The following is a 23,127-nucleotide window of genomic DNA, read 5'->3' as shown; positions in this document are numbered from 1 at the left end:
ACGGTGAATTATGGGGGGAAGAGAGTGTTTCAAGCGATTATATAATAGTTGGGGTAGCGGAATCGTCGGGCGAAGACACACACACCACGTTTCCGGTGAACGGCGAAAATCGGGGGATGGGGTTCCAGTTGAAACAGGGGTTGAGATTCATCGGAAACCCGGTGTGGTGTCGAACTTGCGACGGAGAGGAGCAGAGTAGAGCGATCGGAATATCGGCGTTTCAACGGTAGTACGTCTGTTATACCGGGACAATAGGACGTTCGCCACTCCCGCTAGCCTCGAGTTCGTATCGCTTTCCGATCGGAACGTTTGCTCAAGTGAGATCGGAGGATCGCAACACAACTCGAGAAAGGACTAGAGAAGGACTGCACCGAGAAAGCAGCCGAAGTGGACCGTACGAAGGGCCCTATCGACGTTTCAGAGATATCTTCTGAACGATGGAGAAGGGAATAAAAGGATTTCCGGTGAAAGAGCCGTCGTCGACTACTGTCGACTTCTTTTGTTTACTTTATACTCAATGGACTTTTTACTGTCCAGTGTATTATATTTGTTGGTAGAGGAGAAGGGAAAGCTGTGACAATAGAGCTCCTTGAAATAACTTGCAAATGTTGTCTGTATCCTCTCTTAAGTGAGGATCAATCTGCGGATCGTCAGAAACCCCACCCAAATGGACTCTCTTCCCCCGTCACTTAGACTATCCGTTCTATTCTCCCACTCTCCGAAACATTGCGTTCTTCCCCCTCCTTCGAACCCTCTTTCACCGGAAACGTGGTGTGTGTGTGTCGTCCCTTTCTTCCCCCGCTCCTTCTCATGCCGTTTCACCGGAAACGTGGTGTGCGCGCGCTGGCAGTATGTTCTGTTATCACGATATATGGTTCCAATACACAATAAAATGGAATACCCATTCTTGAACTAACCAATCGATTCGAGTTGGCTCGAAACCGTACTGTCCGAGCGGATATTGACATCGAGATTTGCTACTCGATTATTCACTGAGCGTGCGTTCACCGGAAACGTGGTGTGTCCGTGAGGGGGTGTTACGATCTCCCGTCTATCCATCTCCTCAGTACCATTCTCGCGCCCCGCCGTCCCACCTTCACCGGAAACGTGGTGTGTCAGTGCGAGGCTGCCCGCGGCGCGGCACCGCCTCGAGAACCGATCGTTCAGAAGTGTATTATTTCACCGGAAACGTGGTGTGTGAGTTCTCGAGAATACCGAGGGACGGCTACCGGTGTGGGGACGCCGATCGACATCGCCGCCGTTCAGTAGTAGTAGAGTTCGAGTTCGTGACCGCAGTTCCGACAGGCCGTCTCCCGACCTTGCAGTCGGTTCGTGGTGCGATCGTCGTGAATTCCCGGCCCAGGGGGAACGGATGCGTTGACCGTTGCCTCGCACTCGGGACAACCGATACGCATCTCTGAGCGGTTTGACTGGGACATGCATTCGAGATTAGGGAGAATTCCGCATAGTTATACCAACCGTACGTTCACTCAGCGTCGGATTTGAATCGTTTCACTACTGTAGGATCGAGTTTACACGAACTGAACGGTCCGGAACGGGCCGCAGTCGCTTCGTCCACTGATCGCGTCAGGACACGGTATACTGCACGTCTTCGAAGTCGAAAAACGCGGTTTCGTAGCCGTCGTGGCGCGCTATCTGTGGCGGACGGTCGACGGCAACGGTGAGTTTGTCGCCACTCTCGAGGCGCTCGAGACCCAGTCCGTAGTGGTGGCCGAACGCTGGATCAATCGTCTCTGCAAGCGACTCGCCCTCGAGGACGGTCGTTCCGTCGCGCTCGACCGTAACGCTCAGCGTCGCGGACGGGAGGCTCACGTCGTTGTACGGCGTTCGTGGACAGACGACGAGATAGTCGCCGTCGTCGGCCACTCGATCGGCGTTCGCTCGGATCGCGGTGATCTTCGCGTCCGCGCTGTGTTCGGTCCCGAGCCGGTTGCCGGGCAGGTCCGCGACCGGCGGTCCGTCGGAGGTCGGGGCGTGTCCGGGGCCGTGCTCGTCGTGCCCGCCGTGGTCGTGTCCGCTGGGATCCATCAGTTCGTGGGCCTTGCGGGCGCCCCGCCGCTCCTCGTCGACCATATTGAACTCGAGGTTATGAATGTCCGAGCGCTCGAACTCGAACTCGATCTCGAGCGTGCTCGTTTCCTCGAACCGACCCTCGAACGCGCCGGTTCGCTCGGTCGTGACCGGACCGACCCGCACGCGGGCGGTGTAGGTTCCCTCCTCGGGTAGCGTGATGTTGTCGCCGTAGTGGGTCCCCATCCGTTGGGAGAGCATCGACCACGGCGTCAGCTGTTCGACGACCGAGCCGTCGTCGCGCCGGAGCTCGAGGTCGGTATTCACCGGAAGGATGGTGTCCGTCTCCTCGTCCCAGACGGTTAGCATGAGGTGCATGCTGTCGTCGGTGTCCACGTCGATCCGCTGCGTGTCGCCGGAGACGGTCCAGAACCGATGGGGGATCGTATAGGAGAGTTCGACCGCGTACTCGCCGTCGCTCGCGCGACCGTAGTGGTCCATCTCCTCCTTGCTGGAGGGCAGGTAGACCGCGTCGGGGCGATCCTCCACGAGCGGTGGGTTGTCCCACGCCGACTCCTCTTCGAAACCCAGACGCTCGAGACAGCCGGCGACCGCAGCGGCACCGGCGACGGCCGTACCACGGAGAAAGGCCCGACGGTTCATCGTCCGCGTCTTGGAGCGGCAGCCGCAAAACCCCTGTTGGTTCACCCCTCGAATCGCGGACTCGAGATTCTTCGATGGTGCTTTATTTAGTTTTGATACGCGCGTAACGGTCGGCTCGTTACTGTCGTCCGCCGCTGTCGATCAGCCCGTCGGCGTCGGTCGAGTCGCCGCCGGCGTGCCGCGTTGATCCGTGTCGATCCGTATCGTTGCGCGCCGTATTCGGTGAGTGAACCAACGAACCTTTGATTGCGCGCTGCTACGTCCCTCGTATGGAACGGCGGACGTATCTCGGGTCACTCGGAGTCGCAGGTTTCGCGGGTATCGCCGGCTGTCTCAACAGTTTGGGTCTCGGAAACAGCAACACGGCCCTCCCGCCGGCCGACGATCATCCGTCCGATCCCAGCTATCCGAGCCACGGCAACGAGTTCCCGTCGTTTTCGATTCCCGACCCGATTGCCGGAACGACCGTCTCGCTCGAGGACTTCGTCGGCGAACGACCCTTCCTGCTGACGTACTTCTACACCTCGTGTCCGGACGGCGTCTGTCCGGCGCTGTTGACGCGGCTGCAGTGGGTCCAGGAAGACGCCGCCGAGCGCGACTACGCGGACGATATCGCCCTGCTCGCGTTCACGTTCGATCCCAAAAACGACACCGCCGAGGCGTTGAAGGACCACGCCGAGGGACAGCACCTCGACTACGAGGCCGACAACTTCCACTTCCTCCGGCCCGAAACCAACGAGGAGGCAAAACAGATCATGGAAGAGAAGTTCGGCATGCCGATCACGACCGTCGACGAATCGGACGACGGCAACGAAAGCTCCGAGGACGACGGTCACGGCGGCAACGAGAGTCACGATGATGGCGGCCATAGCGGCAACGAGAGCCACAACGGTAACGAGAGCCACGACGACGGCGCCCATGCCGGCCACACCCAAATCGTCCACAGCAAACGGATCACGCTCGTCAACGAGGACGGCTACGTCGAGCGCGCCTATCCGAAAGCGGTCCAGTCCGAAATGGCCGTGACCAAGGAACAGCTCCTCGAGGACGTCGGCACGGTCGCCGGGGTGGAGTGAGGATGCGCCGGCGAGAACTCCTCGCTGGACTGGGTAGCGCGGGCGTAGTCGTCGGTGGCGGCGCCGCGGCGGTGTACGGGTTCCCGTCGGTCGATCGCCTCCTCGACAAGAACGAGGACGACTCGCGCGAACCGATCGAGATCGAGACGATCGACGCGCCCGGGAGCGACGCCGGAACGGTTTCGATCCCCGATCTGGGTCGCGTGACGTTCGTCGATTTCTTCGGCACCTGGTGCGGTCCCTGTATCGAACAGATGCCGGCGCTCGGCGAGGCCGCCGCGCAGTTCGGCGACGAGGTCCTGTTCTGTTCGGTCACCAACGAGTCGATCTCCGAGTCGGAACTGGCCGACTGGTGGGACGAACACGGCGGAAGCTGGACAGTGGGGATCGATCCCTCAGCCGAACTCACCTCGGAATACCCCGGCGGCGTGCCCCGTGCCGTCGCCCTTGACGACGGGGGCGTCGTTCAGTGGTCCAGTACTGGGACCAAGAGCGCCGACAAACTCGTCGACGGGATCGAACAGGCGATCGCGGAAAGCGACGTCGAATCGGCATGATCTCCGACGCGTCGCTGCTCACGCCGCTCGCCTTCGCGCTGACCGCGGGGATCGCGACGTTCTTCTCGCCGTGTTCGTACCCCCTCTTACCGGGGTACGTCGGCTTTTACGTGAGTCAGACGGAGGGAGATGAAGCGTCCCTGTCCGGCGCGCTCGGTCGCGGTCTCGTGGCCGGGCTCGGCGTCCTCGGAACGTTCGCCGCGCTTCTGGTCGCCGCCTACTGGGTCGGCCACTCGCGGCTCTCGGGGATCGTCCTCTTCGAACCGATCGTCGGCGGACTCCTGATCGCGTTCGGGGCGTTGATCCTCTTCGACCGAGCGCCCTCGCTCTCGATGGCGCTACCGAAACGCCGCTCGAGCGTGCTCGGGTTCGCGGTCTTCGGCGCGGGCTACGCGCTGGCGGCGGCGGGCTGTGTGGCGCCGCTGTTTATCGGCGTCGTCGCACAGGCGGTCTCGCTCTCGCCGGTCTCGGCGGCGCTGGTCGTCGGTACCTACGTCGGCAGCATCGTCGTGTTGATGGTCTCGCTGACCGTCGCGACGGGGATGGGACTGGTCGCCGGCGCCGGTCGACTGGCCGCGTACAGCAGACTCCTCGAGCGACTCGCGGGCGTCGTCATGGTCGTCGCCGGAGTCGGCCAGCTGTACCTCGCCGTCGTCGTCCTCGACGTCATTTCGTTGCCGGCTGTGCCGTGGTAGCGGCCGACGGGACCGCCAGTGTTCGTCTTAGTCGTCCCCATTCACACGCAAGGCCAGCTGTCGTTGCGCTCGTGCCCCTCCCTAGGAAGGATGGACTCCAAACGACCCGACGTTCGATTGGACGACTCGCCTGACGAAGAAGGAATCGTGACGAAACGGGACGACTCGTCCGCGACGTCGCAGTCCGACTCGCTGCTTGAGCGCCTGCGCAGTCTTTTGGGACGGTAGCCGTTGGATTACGACTCCTCGAGCAATCCGAGATCGTCGGCGGCCAGATCGGCGATACGGTCGGCGATGTCGGGATCGACGGTCGCCACGTCCTCGCCGCCGTGGAGTTGCGCGTTGTGTCGCTCGACCGCGTCGGCGACGTTCGGCAGCGACACGCGGGAGGTCGTCTCGCACTCGGGGCAGACGATCGGTACCTGCGGTTCGTCCGAGTCGTTCGGAGCTGTCATGTCCCCTACTCTCGAGCGCACCGTCAAAAATCGCACTGGTTGGGTGTCGAACGGAACGGACGGCGTCAGCCCGCCCGCCGGGCGGCGACGAGCGCCGCGACCGTCAGCGCGATGACGACCGCGGGGACGCCGAACCCGGGCATCTCGCTGCTTCCGTCGTCATCGTTCCCGTCGTCGCCGTTCGTTTCGTCCGAGGGCGACGTTTCGGTCTCGTTGTCGGGATCGCTGGTATTCTCACCGTCGGTCGAATTGGTACTGTCGTTCGTGCCGTCGTCCACGGCGGAGCCGCCGTCGGCACCCGTCACGTCGCTATCGAGCTGGAGGACGACGATGACCTGGCCGTGCGAGCCGTTGGGTTCGTAGGTCCAGCCGCCCCCGGCTTCCTCGTAGGGCTCAGCGGCTTCGAGCGGGTCGATGTCCGTCTCCCACGTGTCGTGGGCCTTCTGGATGTAGCCGACGACCTCGATCTTGTCGGCGTGCTCGCCGCTGACTTGCGCCTCGCCGTACTCGATCGTCGCGTCCTCGGGGTGGCCGTGCATCTCGATGGTGTGGGAGTCCATGTAGCCGTCGCCCTGCGGGAGATCGTCGGTCGTGCCGAACTGATCGGCGTCGAGGGGCCGGTCGTAGTGTTCCGTCAGCGGCAACTGCACGGTCAGCGGGTCGGCGTGTGAGTGCCACGACGTCGTCTCGCCGGTCGGAATCGTGACGGTCGTGTTGGGAACGGTTTTGCCGACGATCGGCTCGCCCGCCTCGTTGAGCAGCGTCACGCCGATTTTCCCGGAGCCGTCGCCGAGATACGGCGATCGGTACTCGTCTCGCGGGTTGACGTAGCTGACCCAGTCTCCGTTGCTGGCCTCGTAGTACAGTTCGCCTTCCTCGGGCGCCGGCTCGACGTATGCCTCTTCCGAGACGTTTTGCGCCGTCTCGTTTTCCTGTGCGCTCGCGCCGGCCGTCGCGTCCGCCGCGGGAGCGCTGCTCGCCGCAGCGGTCATCCCGGCCACGCCGAGCGAGCCGACCAGCAGGAGCGCCATCAGTCCGGCAGCGACGGCGGTTCGCGACGGGATCATGCGCCGCCCTCCGCGCGAGTCGCGATCGTTATCGCTCGTTTATCAGTTGCGTCTCCGAACGCCGACGATTCGCCCGCTCGAGGCCTCGAACGGGACCGCCGTGATATGTGTGAACGGGACCGTGTCATCGATCCCGACTTCTACAGTCATTGGTTTTTATATGAATTCCGTACCTGAACGTTAGGAATGGATACGTGTCGGCTACCGATCGGTAGCTGGTGATTTACGCGCCGTTACAGCCGTCGTGACGGGCGATACGGCTACCGGTGATTCCGCGTCCGCTTGCGTCCGCGGGCCGAACCGACTTCGGGATCGAGTCCGTACGCCGTCCGATGCGCTTTCGATCCGCCGCCGGCGAGACCGACCCATCGACGCGTGAATCGCCACCGGACGCGACCGGCCCCTCCTCGAGCGAGTCGCCCGTCCGAACATTCCTGTTCGTCGCCGCCGGGACTGCCGCCGTCGCGTACGCCGTCTCCCGACTTCGCTCGTCGGGCGACGATGGAGGCGTCGACGCGTCGCTCGAGACGGTTCGCGATCGGACCGTGGCCACCGTCCCGGACGCGGTCGAGGAGCGAGTCGCGGCGGCCGTGCCCACGGAGTCGCAGCCGATTCCGATCGGCGGCCGCGGGTCCGACGAACGCGAGGGCTCGAGTGCCGCCGAGGATACGCAGGATGTCGGCAGCGGCGCGGAGTCCGCCGATACCGGCGACGCCGCACCGATCGACGAATCGGACGTCAACGCCGACCTCGCCGACGAGCCGTCGCCCACCAAGGTCTCCTCGGGGACCAGCGAGGAGATTCAGGACGAACCGGCCGAACCAGGCGAGATGGCGGTCGACGAGGACGTCGAGGAACTGGTCGACGACGTGGACGGCGACGGAGCGGACGGTGACGAATCGGAGACGGAGGAGTCGGGCGCAGATGAGTCGGAGATGTCAGCAACGGACGAGTCGGACGCCGACGAGGAGTAGCGGTGTTCGCCGGTGTACCGAACGCAGAGCGCGTCGTCCCCGCGGTCGAATTTGTGCGAGCTGCTCGAGTCCCTCGACCGGCCGTCGAAACGCCAGCCGGTCCTACCGGGAACGTGGTGCTTATCCGGGTCTCGCCCCTAGCGCGCAGTGATGAGTGAGGGTGACGTCGCGGCGTTTACGCACCTCGGATCGACCGTTCGCGGGGCGCTGTCCGAACGCGGTTTCTCGGCGCCGACGGCACCGCAGCGACTGGCGATTCCGCCGCTGTCGGCCGGCCAGCACACGCTCGTGATCGCGCCGACCGGGAGCGGCAAGACCGAGACGGCGATGTTGCCCGTTTTCGACCACCTCGTCGCCGACGACGGTCCGCCGGAGGGGTTCGGCGCGCTCTACATCACTCCGCTGCGGGCGCTCAACCGCGACATGCGCGAGCGCCTCGAGTGGTGGGGCGAGTACTTGGATCTCGAGGTGGACGTCCGCCACGGCGACACGACCCAGTATCAGCGAGGCAAACAGGCCGAGAACCCGCCGGACGTGCTGGTTACGACTCCCGAAACCGTCCAGGCGATGCTTACCGGCGAGCGCCTTCGCGAGGCGTTGCAGGACGTTTCCCACGTCGTAATCGACGAGGTTCACGAGCTCGCAGCATCCAAGCGAGGGGCTCAGTTGGCGATCGGCCTCGAGCGGCTGCACGACCTCGCGGGCGACATGCAGCGGATCGGTCTCTCTGCGACGGTGGGCGATCCGGGGGAGGTCGGCCAGTTCCTGACCGGCGGCCGTCCCTGCGAGATTCGAGAGATCGACGTCGGGAGCAACGTCGACGTCGCCGTCCGCAATCCGGAGATCACCGACGAGGACGAGCGGCTCGCGGGCGAACTGATGACCGAACCGGATACGGCCAGCCACGTCCGGCTGATCCGCGACATCGTCGCCGAGAACGAGTCGTCTTTGATATTCGTCAACACGCGACAGACTGCGGAGGCGCTGGGCTCGCGCTTCAACGAACTCGACCTGCCGATCGGCGTCCACCACGGGTCGCTCTCGAAGGAGGCCCGCATCGAGGTCGAGGACCGGTTCAAAGCGGGCGAGTTGGACGGGCTGCTCTGTACGTCCTCGATGGAACTGGGGATCGACGTCGGCCGGGTCGACCACGTCGTCCAGTACAAGAGTCCGCGGCAGGTGACGCGATTACTGCAGCGAATTGGACGGGCGGGGCACCGACAGGACGAGGTCTCGAGCGGCACGATCGTCACGACCCGGCCGGACGACACGTTCGAGGCGCTGGCGATCGCCCGCCGGGCCCGGGACGGCGAGGTCGAACCGGCCGCGATCCACGAAGGGAGCCTCGACGTCGTGGCCAACCAGATCCCGGGGTTCGTCCAGAGCCGCGGCGACACCCGCGTGCGGGAGGCCTACGAGACGATTACGCGCGCGTACCCGTTCCGCGACGTGCCAGAGGAGACGTTCCGCGAGGTCGCCTCGGAGCTCCACCGCAACCGAATCATCTGGTTCGACGAGGGCGAGGACTGCCTCGAGACCACCGGCGGCACCTGGCAGTACGTCTACTCGAACCTCTCCATGATCCCCGACGAGGAGACCTACGAGGTCCACGACATCGCCTCGGGCCAACAGATCGGGACCTTGGACGAGCGGTTCGTCGTCAACTTCGCCCAGCCCGGCGAGGTGTTCATCCAGCGCGGCGAGATGTGGCGGATCGCCGAGATCGACGACGAGGAGGCCCGCGTCAAGGTCAGTCCGATCGAGGATCCCGCGGGCGAGGTGCCGTCGTGGATCGGCCAGGAGATCCCCGTCCCCGCTGCGGTGGCGGGCGAAGTGGGGGAAATTCGGGCCGTCGCGGAGCCGCAGTTATCGGCTGGTGCGGACGCCGCTGCGGTCGGCCGCGAACTGGTGGGTCGGTATCCGGCCGACGAGTACACGCTGACCGAGGCCTGCGAGCAACTCGAGCGCCAGGTCGACGCCGAGTCGCCGATGCCGACGGCGGGTCGGCTCGTCTTAGAGCGCCAGGGCCGGACCGTCGTGCTGAACGCACCCTTCGGCCACACGGCCAACGAGACGCTCGGTCGCGTGCTCTCCTCGCTGCTCGGCCAGCAGGCGGGCTCTTCCGTGGGGCTGGAGACCGACCCCTACCGGATCGAACTCGAGGTGCCGAACTCGGTCGCGACCAGCGACATCGTGGGCGTGCTCGAGGAGACCGATCCCGGCCACGTCGAGGCGCTCGTCGAACTCGGGCTGAAGAACTCCGACGCGCTGGCCTTCCGGCTGGCGCAGGTCTCGGCGAAGTTCGGCGCGCTCAAGCGCTGGCAGGGCGACGGCTCCGGCCGGCTCTCGAACGAACGGCTGCTCGCGGCCCTGGAGAACACGCCGATGTACCAGGAGTCGATCCGCGAGGTGTTCCACGAGGATCTGGACGTCGAGCGGGCGAGCGCGGTCCTTGAGGGGATCCAGTCGGGCGAGATCGAACTGGTGACCCACCGCGGTCGGACGCCGGTTGGGCAGGGCGGCCGCTCGTCGGGCGGGAAGGAGCTGCTGGCGCCGGAGAACGCCGACGCGAGCGTCATCAACACGGTCCGCGAGCGCCTGCAGAACGATCGGATCATCCTGCTGTGTACCCACTGCAAGGAGTGGAAGGTGAAGACGAAGGTCCGCCGTGTGGCCGACCAGCCCGAGTGCGGGAACTGCGGCTCGACCCGGATCGCGGCGCTGAACCCGTGGGCCGACGAGGTCGTCGATGCGGTCCGCGCCGCGGAGAAGGACGAAGAACAGGAGAAGATGACCGAGCGCGCCTATCGGTCGGCGAGTCTGGTCCAGAGCCACGGCAAGCAGGCCGTCGTCGCGATGGCGGCCCGCGGCGTCGGTCCGCACAACGCCGCCCAGATCATCAACAAGCTCCGGGAGGACGAGGACGAGTTCTACCGCGACATCCTCTCGAAGGAACGCGAGTACGCGCGCACCCAGTCGTTCTGGGATTGAGCCGATGCCGACCGCCGCTCGCTGGCGCCGGTGCGACCGATCCTGATCGAATCGATATCGACTCATCGGCCGTTCCGAACGCGAAGTGATTAGATTTCCAAGGGTTCGGCCGGCTCGCGAACCCAGCCCTTATTATCGGGACCGGCCAATGACGGGCAATGGAATCGGGCCCTCCGTCGGCGCCTTCCGCCGGAAATACGGACTCCCAGGCGTCCTCGAGCGTATTCGGTACCGGTGCCCTGCTCGATGCGGCGGACGTTGCCGCCGTTCGCGTCAGAGCGGACGGAACGATCGCCGCGGCCACCGACGCCTTCGCGTCGCTGACTGGCTTCGACTGCTCGGAACTGATCGGCACGCCGTTTTCAGAGCTTACGGCGGCCGACGATCCGACGCTCGAGTCGCTGGTCGACGACGCGGCCGACGCGGGCCCGTTCTCGGAGCAGTTCTCGATTCGGACGAATGAGGGGACGACGATCGCCGTCGACGCCCACCTCGAGGTCCGCGAGACCGACGACGGACCCCAACTCGCGGGCGTCGTCACCCGACGGCCGACCGCCACGGAGTCGGTTTCCGACTCGGATCTCACCTACGGCCGGACGTTTCAGGCGCTGGCTAACGCGCTCCCCGACGGTATCATCATCCTCGATACGAACAGCGACGTCCAGTACGCCAACCCCGCGGTCGAACGGATTCTCGGCCACGACCCGGACGAACTCGTCGGCTCGAGCAAGGTCAACATCATCCCGCCGCGGCTGCGACAGGCCCACCTCGACGCCCTGCAGAACTACCTCGAGACCGGCGAGCGGAATCTGAACTGGACGTACGTCGAGCTGCCGGGCCAGCACAAGGCTGGCCACGAGATCCCGCTGGGGGTCTCGCTCAACGATTTCACCTACGAGGGCAACCGATACTTCGTCGGGTTGTTTCGGGATATCTCGCCGCGCAAGGAGGCCGAACGGACGCTCAAATCCAAGGTCGCCCAGCTCGAGTCGATCGCCTACCTCGGCCGCCACGCGCTCGAGGAGGGCGACGCCGACGACCTCCTCGAGAAGGCGACCGAACTGATCAGCGCGGCCCTCGAGGTCGACTGCTGCGTCGCCTTCGAGTACGACGCGGTCGGTCGCGGCGGCAGTGTGGCCGACGCCGGCGGATCCGCGCAGTCCGACGACGTCTTTCGGGTTCGCGAGGCCGTCGGCTGCAGCGAGGCCCTGCTCGACAGCGAGTGCGCTCGATCGACGCTCACCGAGTCGCTGGCCGGCGCGACCCTCAAGTCGGACGATCCGATCGTCGTCGAAGACGTCGCGGCCGACGAGCACTTCGACGCCCATCTGACCGACAACGACGTTCGGAGCGGCATGGGCGCGACCGTCGGTTCGATCGCCGAGCCGTGGGGCGTCCTCGTCGTCTACGACGGCGAGTCCCGGGAGTTCGCCGACCACGACGTCGACTTCCTCGAGAGCGCCGCGACGATCATCGCGACCGCGCTCGAGCGCCAGCGCTACGAACGCCAGCTCGGCGAGACGGTCGACGAACTCGAGGCCTCGAACGAGCGCTTAGAGCAGTTCGCCTACGCGGCGAGCCACGACCTCCAGGAGCCGCTGCGGATGGTCTCGAGTTACCTCTCGCTCGTCGAGAACCGGTACGCCGCCGACCTCGATTCGGAGGCCGAGGAGTTCATCGCCTACGCGGTCGACGGTGCCGACCGCATGCGCCAGATGATCGACGGCCTGCTCGAGTACTCCCGGATCGACACTCAGGGCGAGCCGTTCGAACCCGTCGATCTCGAGGCGGTCCTCGAGGACGTCCTGACGGATCTGCAGATGATGATCGAGGAGTCCGATGCCGAGATCACCGTCGACTCGCTGCCCCGCGTTCGGGGCGACGAGAGCCAGCTCCGGCAGTTGCTCCAGAACCTGCTGTCGAACGCGATCGAGTACAGCGGCGACGAGCCGCCGCGGGTGGAGGTCACGGCCCAACGGTGCGGCCGGATGTGGCGGTTCTCGGTCGAAGACGAGGGGATCGGGATCGATCCCGACGACGCCGACCGGATCTTCCGCGTGTTCCAGCGCCTGCACAGCCGCGAGGAGTACGACGGCACCGGCATCGGGCTCGCGCTCTGCCGGCGTATCGTCGAACGCCACGGCGGCGAGATTTGGGTGGAGTCGGAGTCCGGCGAGGGGGCGACGTTCTCGTTTACCCTGTCTCGAGCCGAGGCGGACGTGTAGCGGCTCGGGGACGGTGTCGGGAGCGTCTCGGGGAGAGCGTCGGTACTGTTTTGGCGGTGTGCGGACTGGCGGGTCTCGGCGGTGACGCGGGCGGTAGCGTCCCGGAGCGGCCGCGGGGCACCGTAACGGCCATACGAATCGACCACGTGTATGCCCGTATGAACTTCGCTCCCGGGGCCTGGAAGTACGCGATCCCGGCCTTGCTCGCCGCGCCGTTCGCGTTGCTGTTCAGCGCGACGGTGAGTCTCATCGCCCTCGCAGTGGGGGCCGGCACCCTTGCGTTCTTCCGCGATCCCGACCGCACCCCGCCGCCGACGGGCGTCGTCTCGCCGGCCGACGGCACCGTCTCGGTGCTCCGCGAGGAAGGCGACCGCGTTCGGCTGGGCGTCTTCATGAACGTCTGGCACGTCCACGTCGTCCGCTCGCCCTTCGCGGCGTCGGTGACGGACCTCGAGCACGTCTCCGGCGCGAACCGACCGGCGTTCTCGAAGGAATCCGACCGCAACGAGCGGGTCCACGTCCGCTGTGAAACCGAGTCGTCGAACCTGCCCGACGCCGACGATGGGGACGACTCGAGCGACGACGAGGACCCCCACTCGAGGCCCGACGAACCGGCCTTCGACGCCGAAGTGACGCTGATCGCCGGCGCCTTCGCCCGCCGGATCTTCCCCTACGTCGAGCCCGGGGACGAGATGGATCGCGGCGAGCGGTTGGGGCACATCGCCTTCGGCAGCCGGGTGGATGTGCTCTTTCCGCCCGAGGTGGACCTCGAGGACATTTCGGTGGCGAAGGGCGATTCGATGACGGCTGGTGAGACGGTAGTGCTCGAGAGCGGCGCGCCAGCTGACGGGGAGATCGATCTCGGGGCCGGTTCAGACGTTGATTTCGGGGACCTCGAGGACGAGGGTGGCGACGAGTCGCCCGCCTAGTCCGTTTTGGGCGGCCAGAATTCGATTACCGGTTGCGGGCGATGGCTTATCCGCGAGTGGATTCTGCGTCTACGCAACGGATAGTGGCTCTCCGGTAACGAACAGTAGCGGTAATACGGGTCCTTCGTTCAGAGTGCGACGTGAAACTCGTGTTCAGTCGGGTGGTCGATTCACCAACTGTCGGTTGTCGAGCGCCCCTACGTTACTCGTCGTCAAGTTCCACGTCCCGAATGAACCTCCAGTATGCCGTTTCCGTGCCGTCGGGGTGGCGTTCCTGAGTAACATGGTAGAGGTACGTTCCGTGCGGGCAGTTATCGCACCCCTCATTACAGTACACTCGTTTTACTACTTCGGTATACGTGTCATGTTCGGTGACTCGAATGATGTCATCACCGGGCTGGGGATCGATCGGGGACGGTGCCTCGTCTTGGACGTTGAGCAGTTCCTGTGCGTGAATAATCGTCTTGCGGAGTTCCTCGGTCGTGAGCGCATTCAGGTCCGAGACGAGTTGTTCGGGTAACCCTTCCGGAGGAGTCGGTGTGTCCGGAGCGTCGTTCATAGGTGAGATTTCGCACCGACCGTATTTAATCACTGTCCGGTGTTGCGTTCGCAGCTGTCCGTACCGAATCATCCGCCACGGTTTCACTCCAGATTCTGAATCGCGCAATCGCGCTACTAGCTCCTGTTACGTGGCTGGCTCTCGAGGCTGCGTACGACTGCGCTCGATGGGTCCCCGAAGCGGTATACTGGAGCCGAAACGCGAAGTGGTGCCACCACTGGGTCGATACACGGGTTCGCTGGACGAACGGATCTGGATCAGTGACCGAGTGAAACGCGACCTCGAGCGGCGCAACCAAGCGAACGAGAGGGACACCGATATCCTCGACCGAGTCTTGGAAATTCCGAGGTCGGTTTCGACGACGGGTTCGGGGTACTCTCGGACGAACAGGTCGATCGCCTCCGTGAGGGGCTCCAGTACTAGATCACTCGACGCACGAGGGCCATGAATTCGTCAGGATCAGCCGGTTTGGTGAAAAAGTCGTTCGCGCCGAGTTCGTCCAGTTCGGGAGCGGCGTATTCCTCGGGGACGCTGGTTAAGACGGTCACTCGAAGCTGCTCCAGTTCGGGATCACTCCGGATTTCATTGAGGATCTGCGTGCCGTCTACTTGCGGCAGGTTCAGGTCGAGCAGCACGATGTCCGGGCGCGGAACGTCCGTGAATTCGTCCCGTCGGTGCAGGAAGTCGAGCGCCTCCGTTCCGTCTCTCGTGATGTGAAGGGTACTGTCGGTCCCCTGAACTGCTTCTTCGACCAGCCGCACGTCTCCGGGATTATCCTCGACTAAGAGGATCTCCGCGCTCTCCGCAGCCCCTTCACCCATGTCACCGGGTTCGGGCCAGACGGCAAAAAGGGGGTATCTCGGTTCAGTTGCGTTTGCGGGCTCCATCCAAATTTAGCTGAGTTTCTCGCTTTCCTGTCTCACAAGTATTCTTAGAGCTGCTGTAACGCCCGTTGTTACCGCCGTCTTCGGGGAGTAGCGGCCGGAATGGACTGCGGGAACGCTGTTTTGGCGTCCCGTTCTCCGAGCGAGTCCTGCTCGTCGGACGTGGCAGGAACCCTATATTTGTAGTTGCCGAATACGCCTCGAGGGTTTCAGTGGAGCCGAGTCGTGATCGGTATGCGACATCTACGAGGGATCTACTGATAGTCTCCGCACTGTCATTGCTCGCTCGGGAGCAGACCAGGACGGAGAAAGAAGACTGGGCCTTGCTGCCGAGATCGCGGATCCGCACGGACTGGTAGTACGTGACGTACTTCGCCAACTCCTCCCCCACCTCCGTTCGCCAGTGCGTCGCTCGGAGACGATCTCATCGGCCGTTCACGCCCGTAGCGCTCGGCCATCCGGTCGACGTACTGCTCGCGCTCGGCGTCGGTCAGGCCGTCGGTATTGGGACCGATTGTCCAGGTGGTCTTGTTCATGTTGACGGTGGGGCTCGAGCGGGTGGTACATCCCCGCCAGCGCTCCGGTTCCGGGGCCAGTGGCTAAGAACAGAATCGTCGTCTCTCGTACGCGGTGTCGTTCCCCTACGTCGAACCCAGCGATGAAGTCGACCCCGGCGAGCGAATCGGTCACATCGTGTTCGGGAGTTGGGTCGACGTGCTGTTCCCGCCGGAGGTGGCCCTCGAGGATATTTCGGTGGCGAAGGGCGACTCGATGATCGCCGGTGAGACGGTGGTGCTCGAGTATGAGCCGACGGCCAGTGGCGAGATCGATTTCGGTGCTAAGTCCGATATTAGGAGTGGACTCGAGGACGAGGGTGCGACGAGTCGCCTACATAGCTCTTCTTCATCTGCTCATTGATACAGATATCGCTCAGAACAGAATCAGGAACCGACGCTAACATCTCTACTAGCATAGGATTAGAATACAGGAGTTGCGGTGTTCCAGTGAGTAGCTATGACAGTATGTGATATTCTACTGAATAACCATCCAGCAGATGTACTGGATATGGTCCTGAACCGAAAACCGGTGTCCACGGCGACGTGCTAATCGAGTCCCAAGGTACGTTGCCCTAGTAGTCCATGACCTTGGAGGCAGCAGCTAGGCGGTCGAAATGACTGGTCGAACTTTCCTGTGTCTTTTACCCGACGATTGTAACTTTGAGACAGACGAGCTCTCGGAGCTCACGGAGCACATCAACACCGATCACTCTGGCGAGTACTAGTGTCTTGGCTGGCTGGATACACTGACTGGTCACGAAGTGCGCTCGCTCGTCGATGTCGAAAATCTCGAACAGGATATGGAGGAAGCGTCCGGCGAATGAACATGCTTCCGACCCGTGGAGAGCAGTCGAGCACCTCGAAGTGAGGTGATTCACGGTCGCGCCGAAGCGTCTGCAGGTTAGTTTCTCGATGCACGTGCAACGCTCACTTGATGAGTGTCGCCAAGCCAACAGCGCCCTGAAAGAAAACATGTGCGGGATCAATGTGCCGCATCCGTTTCATCCCAATTCGAGCGCGGCTACCAGTCTGTTTCGATTAGGTGAACAAAATATAGATTACTAAACTATCTAGATTAAATAATTACTATATATTTGTATGTAATAAATACCATTAACGCCACTACATTTATAAAATTACATCTCTATAATTTATCTATGGATAAAAATATTGGATTATCGAGAAGAATGATACTCAAAAGTATTGCAGGGACCAGCGTGGCAGTTGGTGCAACCGGTTCGAGAAGCGCAAACAAAGGTGCAGTTCCTGAGGACGAACATCTATATATCGTCTTGGCCGGAGGTTCCGGGCTTCGCGACCGGATCCAACGATCTGGATTCGACGTGTTACACGAACTCGCTAATGAATCGCTCTTCATTGTTCAGGGCCCTGAAGACAGACGTGATAAGCTCCGGACAATGGCGGTTGTAAACGATGTGATTCCGGATACAACGTACGCTGTTAATGATATGGAGAAGGTAGCAGATAACTCGACAATCACCGAGAAACCTTCGTACGAAACACAGTGGGATAAACAGCTTATGGAGACGGCAACTGCCCACAATCACGCGACTGGTAATGGAACGACAGTCGCAATTATCGACACCGGTATCAGTCACACACACTCAGCGCTCGCCTCTCAAATTAACACCGACCATAGTCGGCTTTTCCGGTATGGACGTATGTACTCCGGAGTTGACGACGTTCTCGTTGCTAAAGAACCCCCAGGATTCTTCCCAGAAGTAACGACAATCACTCAGCCTGTCGCTGGTGATGTTTCTGGACACGGAACCTCGGTCGCTGGAATCACCGCTTCAGCGCGCAATGATACTGGTATCGTCGGAATAGCTCCCGATGCAGAGATTATCTCACTTCGATCAATGTTTTGGGAACAACTTAATGAATATCGTAATACACTCGTAGGGACAATTACCGATACTCTTCTTGCGATCGATTACGCAGTCGAACTTGGTGTTGACGTGATTAATCTTAGCCTTGGACAGAAGCAACCCTCTGACAGTCGGATATTTACTGCGTATCGTCGCGTAATCCAGCACGCAATAGAGCAGGACACTGTCGTTGTGGCCGCTGCTGAGAACTATGGCGTTGATCTAGATCAAGAAACTGACTATGTGTTGCCTGCCGATATCCCTGGAGCAATTACCGTTGCCGCGACTGGACCATCCGATAGACGGAGTCACTACTCGAATTACGGAAATGGAACAGTTGATGTCGCCGCGCCCGGTGGTGGCTACGAGACCACCGAAAAGACCGCAATTAGTGATCCGGAGATAGTTGAGTTTCCGTATCCGACAAACAATGTGTTGTCTACTGTTTCACAAGACATCTATGGCTCACAGTACGACTACGTAAACGGGACTTCGATAGCGGCACCACAAGTAGCCGGACTCGCGTGTCTCATTCGTGAACTCGATCCGAATATCCATCCACGGCGCGTCCAGCAGGCCATTGAGAAAGGCGCAGTTGAATTATCCGGCGAATATACATCGGGTCTCGGGGCCGGTCGCATTAACGCATCTGACACGCTTGAGCGTGTTGTAAGGTGACGAAAACCTCATATCGGCCGTTTTTCCGTCTTATTGCGCTACTCGGTTGCGTTGCTTTCTACTGTTAAGGAGGTATATGGTCTTTCGTTCTGCCGAAAGCGGAGCCATTGCTCTGTAATACTACTACCTGTGCCTCAGTTGCTACAGTATGGATTTTATTGAAAGATACCTTTTCCTGAATTATTGTATTCTCTCCTTTGTTTATTCACTTTATATTAGTCACATCAGATAACAATTTATATTATTGAAGAATTCAGAAAGAAATATGAAATGATAATGTATAAAAGCTTTAATAGAAGAATGTAATGTTTTCAGATGGATTATGGAAGATAATATCCATGACTCGGAGAGAACCGTCAACAGGCGAAAAGTACTCAAAACAGTTGGTGTGACTGGTACTGCAGCAATCGGAATGGGAACTGCGTCCGCAGCAGGTTCTCAAAGCGAATATTCTATGGAATCGGCCGCGCTTGACCCTGAGGCGGCTCAGGCCGAGTTTGAGCATGCGATGGGAACCAAAGAGGTGCAAGCGCTCCACGATTCGCTGAAGGATAGAGGGCACAGTTTCGATCAAGAGAACGTCGCGGCGATTGAGGTCGACACCGAGATTATTTCGGAGTCGTTCGACCAAAGCGATATGAGTCGCGATTACACCTCGGAGCTAAAAGGACTAAATCCCGTTAGCGTGTTCGCTTTCTTCAATAACGACTCCAGTGAAAAACGAGGACTACTTAATGCAATTGTTCTCGATGACCCTGATAGTGGAGGGCGAAAGGCTGCCAATACGTGGGCGACTGAATTCATCCCCGAGATCGATAGAGAAAATCAGGCGTTAGATATCGAGATGGAAGTGCTGGGTGTCGAATCAGTTGAGAGTAATACCGGTATTTCCCCCGCAAGCAGTGCCTCGTCCTCGTCTGTGGCGACGATGGATGAACTCACTCACACGGAGGATTTGACCAATTACGAGGGTGTATCACCTGCTGACCCCTTGCCTTTCGGTGTTGATTGGGACGACGTGCTTGGGACCGGTGCTTGTCTGACACTTATGGGGGCGCTCTGTAATGCCTACGGCGGTAGCGTCGGCATTGCACAGTGTGTCACCACCTGTACAGCTGCTGGAATCCCGATCGCTATCGTTGGCTGTGATATCGTTTGTATTATGGCCACACAGATCATCAAAACGTACGGATGTGCAAGTGGTTCTGCTGCCCTCTGTGCGGCAGCCGGGATCGGCTCGTAAGTGTATAGAGATTAATTCCAGTTCGACTATTTATTTCGCATCCCTTATAGTTAAGACAGATATTTATACTATTGGATAGAAATCCTTCTATAACGAATGAACGGACTAAATGGCCGCGTGAAGTATCAATGGGGTTTGAAGCTAATTCTTATTTCTATAATATTTTCTATGATAACTCGGGCTGTATCACAGAGATTCGAATTTGTACCAACCTGGATTTCGATAATTGGTTTATTTTTACTTGTTCTTTCAGGTATAGCAGTAATTTCCTTCCATTACCGTTCTTGGAATTTCCAGATCGAGAGTAATGGGATTTTCATAGAGTGCGGATTTCTCTGGAGGAAAAGGACGTTCGTCCCTCACCATAATATTCAGCATGTCGATATAAATCAGCCAATTATTGACCGTTTATTCGGGTTATCACGACTCGTGATCCACACTGCAGGCGAAGCGGATTCTACAGTAAGAATTTCTGGGCTTCGGCCGGATAAAAGTAAAATGATTGAAGAAGAAATATTCAATAAAAAGCAAGAAGATTCATAATCATTATGGAGCTTGCAAAAAGATCAATAATCCGTCGCGTAATCGACGACATCACGTGGTCATTCATTACTCTCCCAGTATTTGTATTAGCATTCATCGGAATCGGAGAAGCTAGTTTCATTCTTACGTATATTCTTTCTTTGCTCATGTATTACGGCAGTCGGGTTATTGCCCAGTTCCTCTACTGGCAGCGGTCATCGTATTCTATCGAGGACGGGCAAATTACGATGCGTCGGGGTGTGCTAAATTTAAAACGAAGATCTGTCCCACTTGAAAGGGTTCAACAGGTAGATGTCGTTCAGGACTGGTTCAACAGCCTGTTAGGATTGACAGCGGTGACTTTCGAAACCGCTGGAACCAGAGAGAAGAGCGGGATCGAATTACAGTATGTCACTAAAAATGACGCTGAAAGAATACAGAAGCGATTAGAAAATCAAACGGAATGGTCAGTTGAGGCTACTGCAGAGCAAACAACACTCTATGATGCATCTTTACAAGCACTCATCTTACGAGGACTAACTTCGCTCCATCTAAAATATATCTTTATAGGCATTCTCGGTATTGCTACAATTCTTACGGATCTCATCTCAACTCCCGGTAATCGAATTCCGATTCTAAGCAAACTGGTGTATCTGCCGCTGCCGGTTGTCCTCGGTGGTCTTCTCCTGCTTGTATGGCTTTTCGGTGCAATCAAGACCGTCATCAAATTCTATGATTTGTCAGTTACACTCGAAGGAGACAACCTGCGGAGCAGAGCCGGATTTATATATGACCATTCGACCACAATTCCGATGGAGAATATACAAGTAGTTCGGATTTCGTCTAATTGTCTCCAACGGATTCTCGACTATGCAGTGTTAACTGTTTCATCAGCAGGAATGACAGAAGATAACCCATTTCCGTTCCGAAAACCACTAATTCCCCTCGAAAAATCGAACACAATTGAGACCGTTGCGCAACAGATTCTTCCGTATCGCGATGAATCACTTCAAGGGCCTCCGAAACGAATGCGTCGACGATATCTGCTTCATTATTTAATCGGGATTGGGATACTTACGGTGATTTCGATCGCAGGATCGTATCAGCTGATCGGCACTATTCGGCCACTGGGAGCGTGGCCACTACTATTTGCCCTAGCTGGTCCGGTACTCGCTCACCTAAATTGGAAGAGTCGTGGGATTGAAATATATGGTGATCAACTTGTTCTTAAGCGGGGTGTAGTCCGTCAGCACACATACATTGTCCCGTTGAATCGAATTCAAGAAGTCTCTGTGACACAATCGGTGTTTCAACGCCGAGCCAATCTAGCAACAATCTCTATCAAGACGGCGTCTCCAGTGCTTTCAATCGGTATACACGCAGCCGATTTTGATATCCAGACTGCTGAATCAATTCAACACGAAATTAGAAATATAAGCGGAACGGCACCAAGAGAAACTCAAACTAGCAAGTAAAATGATATTAACTTATGATGGTGTTCTGATGAATTGGTTTCCACCGAGACGAATTCTGTTCAATCGGTTTTAGTATAAACAAAGTAGGTGTGTATAATACCTATAATTATAGGTGCGACAACTAGAACTGGCCAGTCTGGTGTAGGAAATCCAATGATTGTAAGTATACCTGCCAAAACAAATAGACAAGTCATTAGTAGTACGCCTTGTATCAAGGCGTATCGTATTCTCTTCTTTTCCATTGTTTCTTCCTACTACGGCACTTATGCATGAAGGGCGTTTTGATCTCGTGCCATAAACACCACGAAATATAATACTCGTTTCCTTTTAACAGAACTGTATGGAGTCGCCTATTCGCTGGAAAACCGCTAACTGCCGGGTTCACTCTCCGGTAATTTAGCAGAGGACATTGACAGCGATGCAGTTGATGAGTCCGTGGATCAATTCGCCGTCAGGTTCGGTATTCGGAGGAAACCGTAGGTCCGAGTGACCTGTTCCAAGCCTGTTTGGAGAGGCTGTGGAACTTCGCTAACATAACTGAAACCGCAACTAGATGCCTTGATATCCGCGGAACAGCGCCGGGACGGCTTGCTGACCGCCGTCGTATTGACCCAGTTCTTTCTCCTACTTCGAGACTCTAAAAAGAGCGACAATCAAATGTGGGAGTAGCTACGAACCGCCGTTTGAGGCCTCGAGTTCACTAGCATCGAGTTCTTCGTCGAGAAACGCACGGCCGGCATCAGTGAGTCGATAGAGCCCCTGTGCGATCCGCTCAACGAGCCCGTATTCTTCGAGTTCAGAGAGCCGAATACTGGCGTGGCCACGGGAGCAGACATCGAAGTTCTCCACTGCCTGTGGAGTGAGATTTCCTTCGTCACGCATCGTCTCTAGGATGCGTTCGTCGACTGGGCGCATCCAGTCGGCTCGTTGTCGTACCACGTTTCTACAGGCAGGATTCGTGAGCATAGATTTACCGATATATACGATATGATAGCGTATTCGACTGATCTAGTAGCAAACTGTATTATTCTGGCTGCAAATTGTAGGAAAAGTATTTGTAATGGGAGTCTCTATATATAATTGATCCGCCCCTTTCGGACTGAAAGGTCCGACGTGCTGGAACACGTCGGGGGTCGGGTCAACCTCGCTACAAGGATTTCCGACCATGCGAAACGAACGCTCGAGGGGTCAAAGAGATTACCCCATAGACGACGGAACAGCTGGCCGTTCGGACGGCCACGACGAGACGCGAGCCGCTGCGTTCTTACTACAGTACTACGCACGCGCGAGCGATCGGACTGCTTCTCGAGCACCGACTCGAGACCCGACCACCCACGCACCACGAGGTGACCGCCGATGACCGACGAGCCGCGGGTCGCGACCGACCGCGAGCGCCTCGAGACCATGCTCGTCCGCCAGTATATAGAGCGCCTCGAGTCACTCGATCGGGAGACCGAACGGCTGCTCGAGTCGATCGCGGAGACCGAGCCCTTCGACGAACCGACGCGCGCACGGGCGCGGCGTCACTTGCGCGAGATTCGGGCCCAGCTCCATCCGCTGACGCTCGCGCTTCGGGATCACCCCCACGCCGACGACGAGCTGCGGGACTCGTCCTGAGAGCGACGCCGCCCGCAGCGTCGCTCGAGCCGTCGTATCG

19 protein-coding genes are annotated in these 23,127 nt (G+C 59.3%); 13 read left to right on the top strand and 6 right to left on the bottom strand.

Annotation, left to right across the window (positions count from 1 at the left end):
* Nucleotides 1–1,587: 1,587 nt before the first annotated feature.
* Nucleotides 1,588–2,694, bottom strand: coding sequence for a DUF7350 domain-containing protein (locus EH209_RS22420; RefSeq protein WP_126665030.1), 1,107 nt, complete (start codon nt 2,692–2,694; stop codon nt 1,588–1,590).
* Between the two features lie 269 nt (nt 2,695–2,963).
* Here EH209_RS22420 and EH209_RS22415 point away from each other — a divergent pair, with 269 nt between their 5' ends.
* From EH209_RS22415 to EH209_RS22405, 3 genes are read left to right on the top strand one after another with little or no spacing between them, the layout of a single operon-like run.
* Nucleotides 2,964–3,770: an SCO family protein gene (locus tag EH209_RS22415; RefSeq protein WP_126665029.1), complete on the top strand. Its 807-nt coding sequence runs from the start codon at nt 2,964–2,966 to the stop codon at nt 3,768–3,770.
* Nucleotides 3,771–3,772: 2 nt separating this feature from the next.
* The gene (locus tag EH209_RS22410; RefSeq protein ID WP_126665028.1) at nt 3,773–4,327 is read left to right on the top strand and encodes a TlpA family protein disulfide reductase; all 555 of its coding nucleotides are present in this window, start codon (nt 3,773–3,775) and stop codon (nt 4,325–4,327) included.
* On the top strand, nt 4,324–5,022 hold the full coding sequence (locus EH209_RS22405; RefSeq protein WP_211338415.1) for a cytochrome c biogenesis CcdA family protein: 699 nt from the start codon (nt 4,324–4,326) through the stop codon (nt 5,020–5,022). The genes EH209_RS22410 and EH209_RS22405 overlap by 4 nt, the downstream gene beginning before the upstream one ends.
* Before the next feature lie 236 nt (nt 5,023–5,258).
* On the opposite strand, the gene EH209_RS22400 is transcribed toward EH209_RS22405, so the two are convergent.
* Together EH209_RS22400 and EH209_RS22395 are read right to left on the bottom strand one after the other, a co-directional pair.
* On the bottom strand, nt 5,259–5,477 hold the full coding sequence (locus tag EH209_RS22400; protein ID WP_126665027.1) for a hypothetical protein: 219 nt from the start codon (nt 5,475–5,477) through the stop codon (nt 5,259–5,261).
* Nucleotides 5,478–5,542: 65 nt separating this feature from the next.
* Nucleotides 5,543–6,544: a PGF-CTERM sorting domain-containing protein gene (locus EH209_RS22395; RefSeq protein ID WP_126665026.1), complete on the bottom strand. Its 1,002-nt coding sequence runs from the start codon at nt 6,542–6,544 to the stop codon at nt 5,543–5,545.
* 332 nt (nt 6,545–6,876) lie between these two features.
* Here EH209_RS22395 and EH209_RS22390 point away from each other — a divergent pair, with 332 nt between their 5' ends.
* From EH209_RS22390 to EH209_RS22375, 4 genes are all read left to right on the top strand, one after another.
* Nucleotides 6,877–7,518, top strand: a complete 642-nt coding sequence (locus EH209_RS22390) for a hypothetical protein (RefSeq protein ID WP_126665025.1) — start codon at nt 6,877–6,879, stop codon at nt 7,516–7,518.
* 150 nt (nt 7,519–7,668) lie between these two features.
* Complete coding sequence (locus tag EH209_RS22385) at nt 7,669–10,509, top strand: DEAD/DEAH box helicase (protein ID WP_126665024.1); 2,841 nt, start codon at nt 7,669–7,671, stop codon at nt 10,507–10,509.
* 158 nt (nt 10,510–10,667) lie between these two features.
* Nucleotides 10,668–12,734 carry a PAS domain-containing sensor histidine kinase gene (locus tag EH209_RS22380; RefSeq protein ID WP_126665023.1) on the top strand — a complete coding sequence of 689 codons (2,067 nt, stop codon included), beginning with the start codon at nt 10,668–10,670 and terminating at the stop codon, nt 12,732–12,734.
* Nucleotides 12,735–12,892: 158 nt separating this feature from the next.
* Nucleotides 12,893–13,663 (top strand): protein sorting system archaetidylserine decarboxylase, encoded by a 771-nt coding sequence (locus tag EH209_RS22375; RefSeq protein WP_126665022.1) that lies wholly within the window; start codon nt 12,893–12,895, stop codon nt 13,661–13,663.
* Between the two features lie 202 nt (nt 13,664–13,865).
* On the opposite strand, the gene EH209_RS22370 is transcribed toward EH209_RS22375, so the two are convergent.
* Complete coding sequence (locus tag EH209_RS22370) at nt 13,866–14,222, bottom strand: hypothetical protein (RefSeq protein WP_126665021.1); 357 nt, start codon at nt 14,220–14,222, stop codon at nt 13,866–13,868.
* A gap of 419 nt (nt 14,223–14,641) precedes the next feature.
* Complete coding sequence (locus EH209_RS22360; protein WP_126665020.1) at nt 14,642–15,043, bottom strand: response regulator; 402 nt, start codon at nt 15,041–15,043, stop codon at nt 14,642–14,644.
* 693 nt (nt 15,044–15,736) lie between these two features.
* Here EH209_RS22360 and EH209_RS22355 point away from each other — a divergent pair.
* The 5 genes from EH209_RS22355 to EH209_RS22335 all read left to right on the top strand — a co-directional run bounded on the left by EH209_RS22355 (nt 15,737) and on the right by EH209_RS22335 (nt 21,470).
* Nucleotides 15,737–16,024 carry a phosphatidylserine decarboxylase gene (locus EH209_RS22355; protein WP_126665019.1) on the top strand — a complete coding sequence of 96 codons (288 nt, stop codon included), beginning with the start codon at nt 15,737–15,739 and terminating at the stop codon, nt 16,022–16,024.
* A 796-nt stretch (nt 16,025–16,820) separates the two neighbouring features.
* Complete coding sequence (locus EH209_RS22350; protein WP_126665018.1) at nt 16,821–18,230, top strand: S8 family peptidase; 1,410 nt, start codon at nt 16,821–16,823, stop codon at nt 18,228–18,230.
* 322 nt (nt 18,231–18,552) lie between these two features.
* On the top strand, nt 18,553–19,473 hold the full coding sequence (locus EH209_RS22345; protein ID WP_126665017.1) for a hypothetical protein: 921 nt from the start codon (nt 18,553–18,555) through the stop codon (nt 19,471–19,473).
* A gap of 96 nt (nt 19,474–19,569) precedes the next feature.
* Nucleotides 19,570–20,016: a PH domain-containing protein gene (locus tag EH209_RS25225; protein WP_126665016.1), complete on the top strand. Its 447-nt coding sequence runs from the start codon at nt 19,570–19,572 to the stop codon at nt 20,014–20,016.
* A gap of 5 nt (nt 20,017–20,021) precedes the next feature.
* The gene (locus EH209_RS22335; RefSeq protein ID WP_126665015.1) at nt 20,022–21,470 is read left to right on the top strand and encodes a PH domain-containing protein; all 1,449 of its coding nucleotides are present in this window, start codon (nt 20,022–20,024) and stop codon (nt 21,468–21,470) included.
* 669 nt (nt 21,471–22,139) lie between these two features.
* Here the strand turns inward: EH209_RS22335 and EH209_RS22330 are convergent.
* Entirely contained in the window at nt 22,140–22,385 is a 246-nt protein-coding gene (locus EH209_RS22330; protein WP_126665136.1) for an ArsR family transcriptional regulator, read from the bottom strand.
* A gap of 441 nt (nt 22,386–22,826) precedes the next feature.
* On the opposite strand from EH209_RS22330, the gene EH209_RS22325 reads away from it, so the two are divergent.
* Nucleotides 22,827–23,087, top strand: coding sequence for a hypothetical protein (locus EH209_RS22325; RefSeq protein WP_211338414.1), 261 nt, complete (start codon nt 22,827–22,829; stop codon nt 23,085–23,087).
* Nucleotides 23,088–23,127: the final 40 nt, after the last annotated feature.

It is taken from the genome of Haloterrigena salifodinae, from assembly GCF_003977755.1.
Classification (GTDB): domain Archaea; phylum Halobacteriota; class Halobacteria; order Halobacteriales; family Natrialbaceae; genus Haloterrigena; species Haloterrigena salifodinae.
Note: the sequence above shows the minus strand (reverse complement) of the source record. Positions and strands in the feature narration are given on the sequence as shown.

Bases quoted from the DNA above. Each gene is read 5' to 3' on its own strand.
- EH209_RS22420 (WP_126665030.1), bottom strand. From the start codon at position 2,694: ATGAACCGTCGGGCCTTTCTCCGTGGTACGGCCGTCGCCGGTGCCGCT.
- EH209_RS22415 (WP_126665029.1), top strand. From the start codon at position 2,964: ATGGAACGGCGGACGTATCTCGGGTCACTCGGAGTCGCAGGTTTCGCG.
- EH209_RS22410 (WP_126665028.1), top strand. From the start codon at position 3,773: ATGCGCCGGCGAGAACTCCTCGCTGGACTGGGTAGCGCGGGCGTAGTC.
- EH209_RS22405 (WP_211338415.1), top strand. From the start codon at position 4,324: ATGATCTCCGACGCGTCGCTGCTCACGCCGCTCGCCTTCGCGCTGACC.
- EH209_RS22400 (WP_126665027.1), bottom strand. From the start codon at position 5,477: ATGACAGCTCCGAACGACTCGGACGAACCGCAGGTACCGATCGTCTGC.
- EH209_RS22395 (WP_126665026.1), bottom strand. From the start codon at position 6,544: ATGATCCCGTCGCGAACCGCCGTCGCTGCCGGACTGATGGCGCTCCTG.
- EH209_RS22390 (WP_126665025.1), top strand. From the start codon at position 6,877: ATGCGCTTTCGATCCGCCGCCGGCGAGACCGACCCATCGACGCGTGAA.
- EH209_RS22385 (WP_126665024.1), top strand. From the start codon at position 7,669: ATGAGTGAGGGTGACGTCGCGGCGTTTACGCACCTCGGATCGACCGTT.
- EH209_RS22380 (WP_126665023.1), top strand. From the start codon at position 10,668: ATGGAATCGGGCCCTCCGTCGGCGCCTTCCGCCGGAAATACGGACTCC.
- EH209_RS22375 (WP_126665022.1), top strand. From the start codon at position 12,893: ATGAACTTCGCTCCCGGGGCCTGGAAGTACGCGATCCCGGCCTTGCTC.
- EH209_RS22370 (WP_126665021.1), bottom strand. From the start codon at position 14,222: ATGAACGACGCTCCGGACACACCGACTCCTCCGGAAGGGTTACCCGAA.
- EH209_RS22360 (WP_126665020.1), bottom strand. From the start codon at position 15,043: ATGGGTGAAGGGGCTGCGGAGAGCGCGGAGATCCTCTTAGTCGAGGAT.
- EH209_RS22350 (WP_126665018.1), top strand. From the start codon at position 16,821: ATGGATAAAAATATTGGATTATCGAGAAGAATGATACTCAAAAGTATT.
- EH209_RS22345 (WP_126665017.1), top strand. From the start codon at position 18,553: ATGGAAGATAATATCCATGACTCGGAGAGAACCGTCAACAGGCGAAAA.
- EH209_RS25225 (WP_126665016.1), top strand. From the start codon at position 19,570: ATGAACGGACTAAATGGCCGCGTGAAGTATCAATGGGGTTTGAAGCTA.
- EH209_RS22335 (WP_126665015.1), top strand. From the start codon at position 20,022: ATGGAGCTTGCAAAAAGATCAATAATCCGTCGCGTAATCGACGACATC.
- EH209_RS22330 (WP_126665136.1), bottom strand. From the start codon at position 22,385: ATGCGCCCAGTCGACGAACGCATCCTAGAGACGATGCGTGACGAAGGA.
- EH209_RS22325 (WP_211338414.1), top strand. From the start codon at position 22,827: ATGACCGACGAGCCGCGGGTCGCGACCGACCGCGAGCGCCTCGAGACC.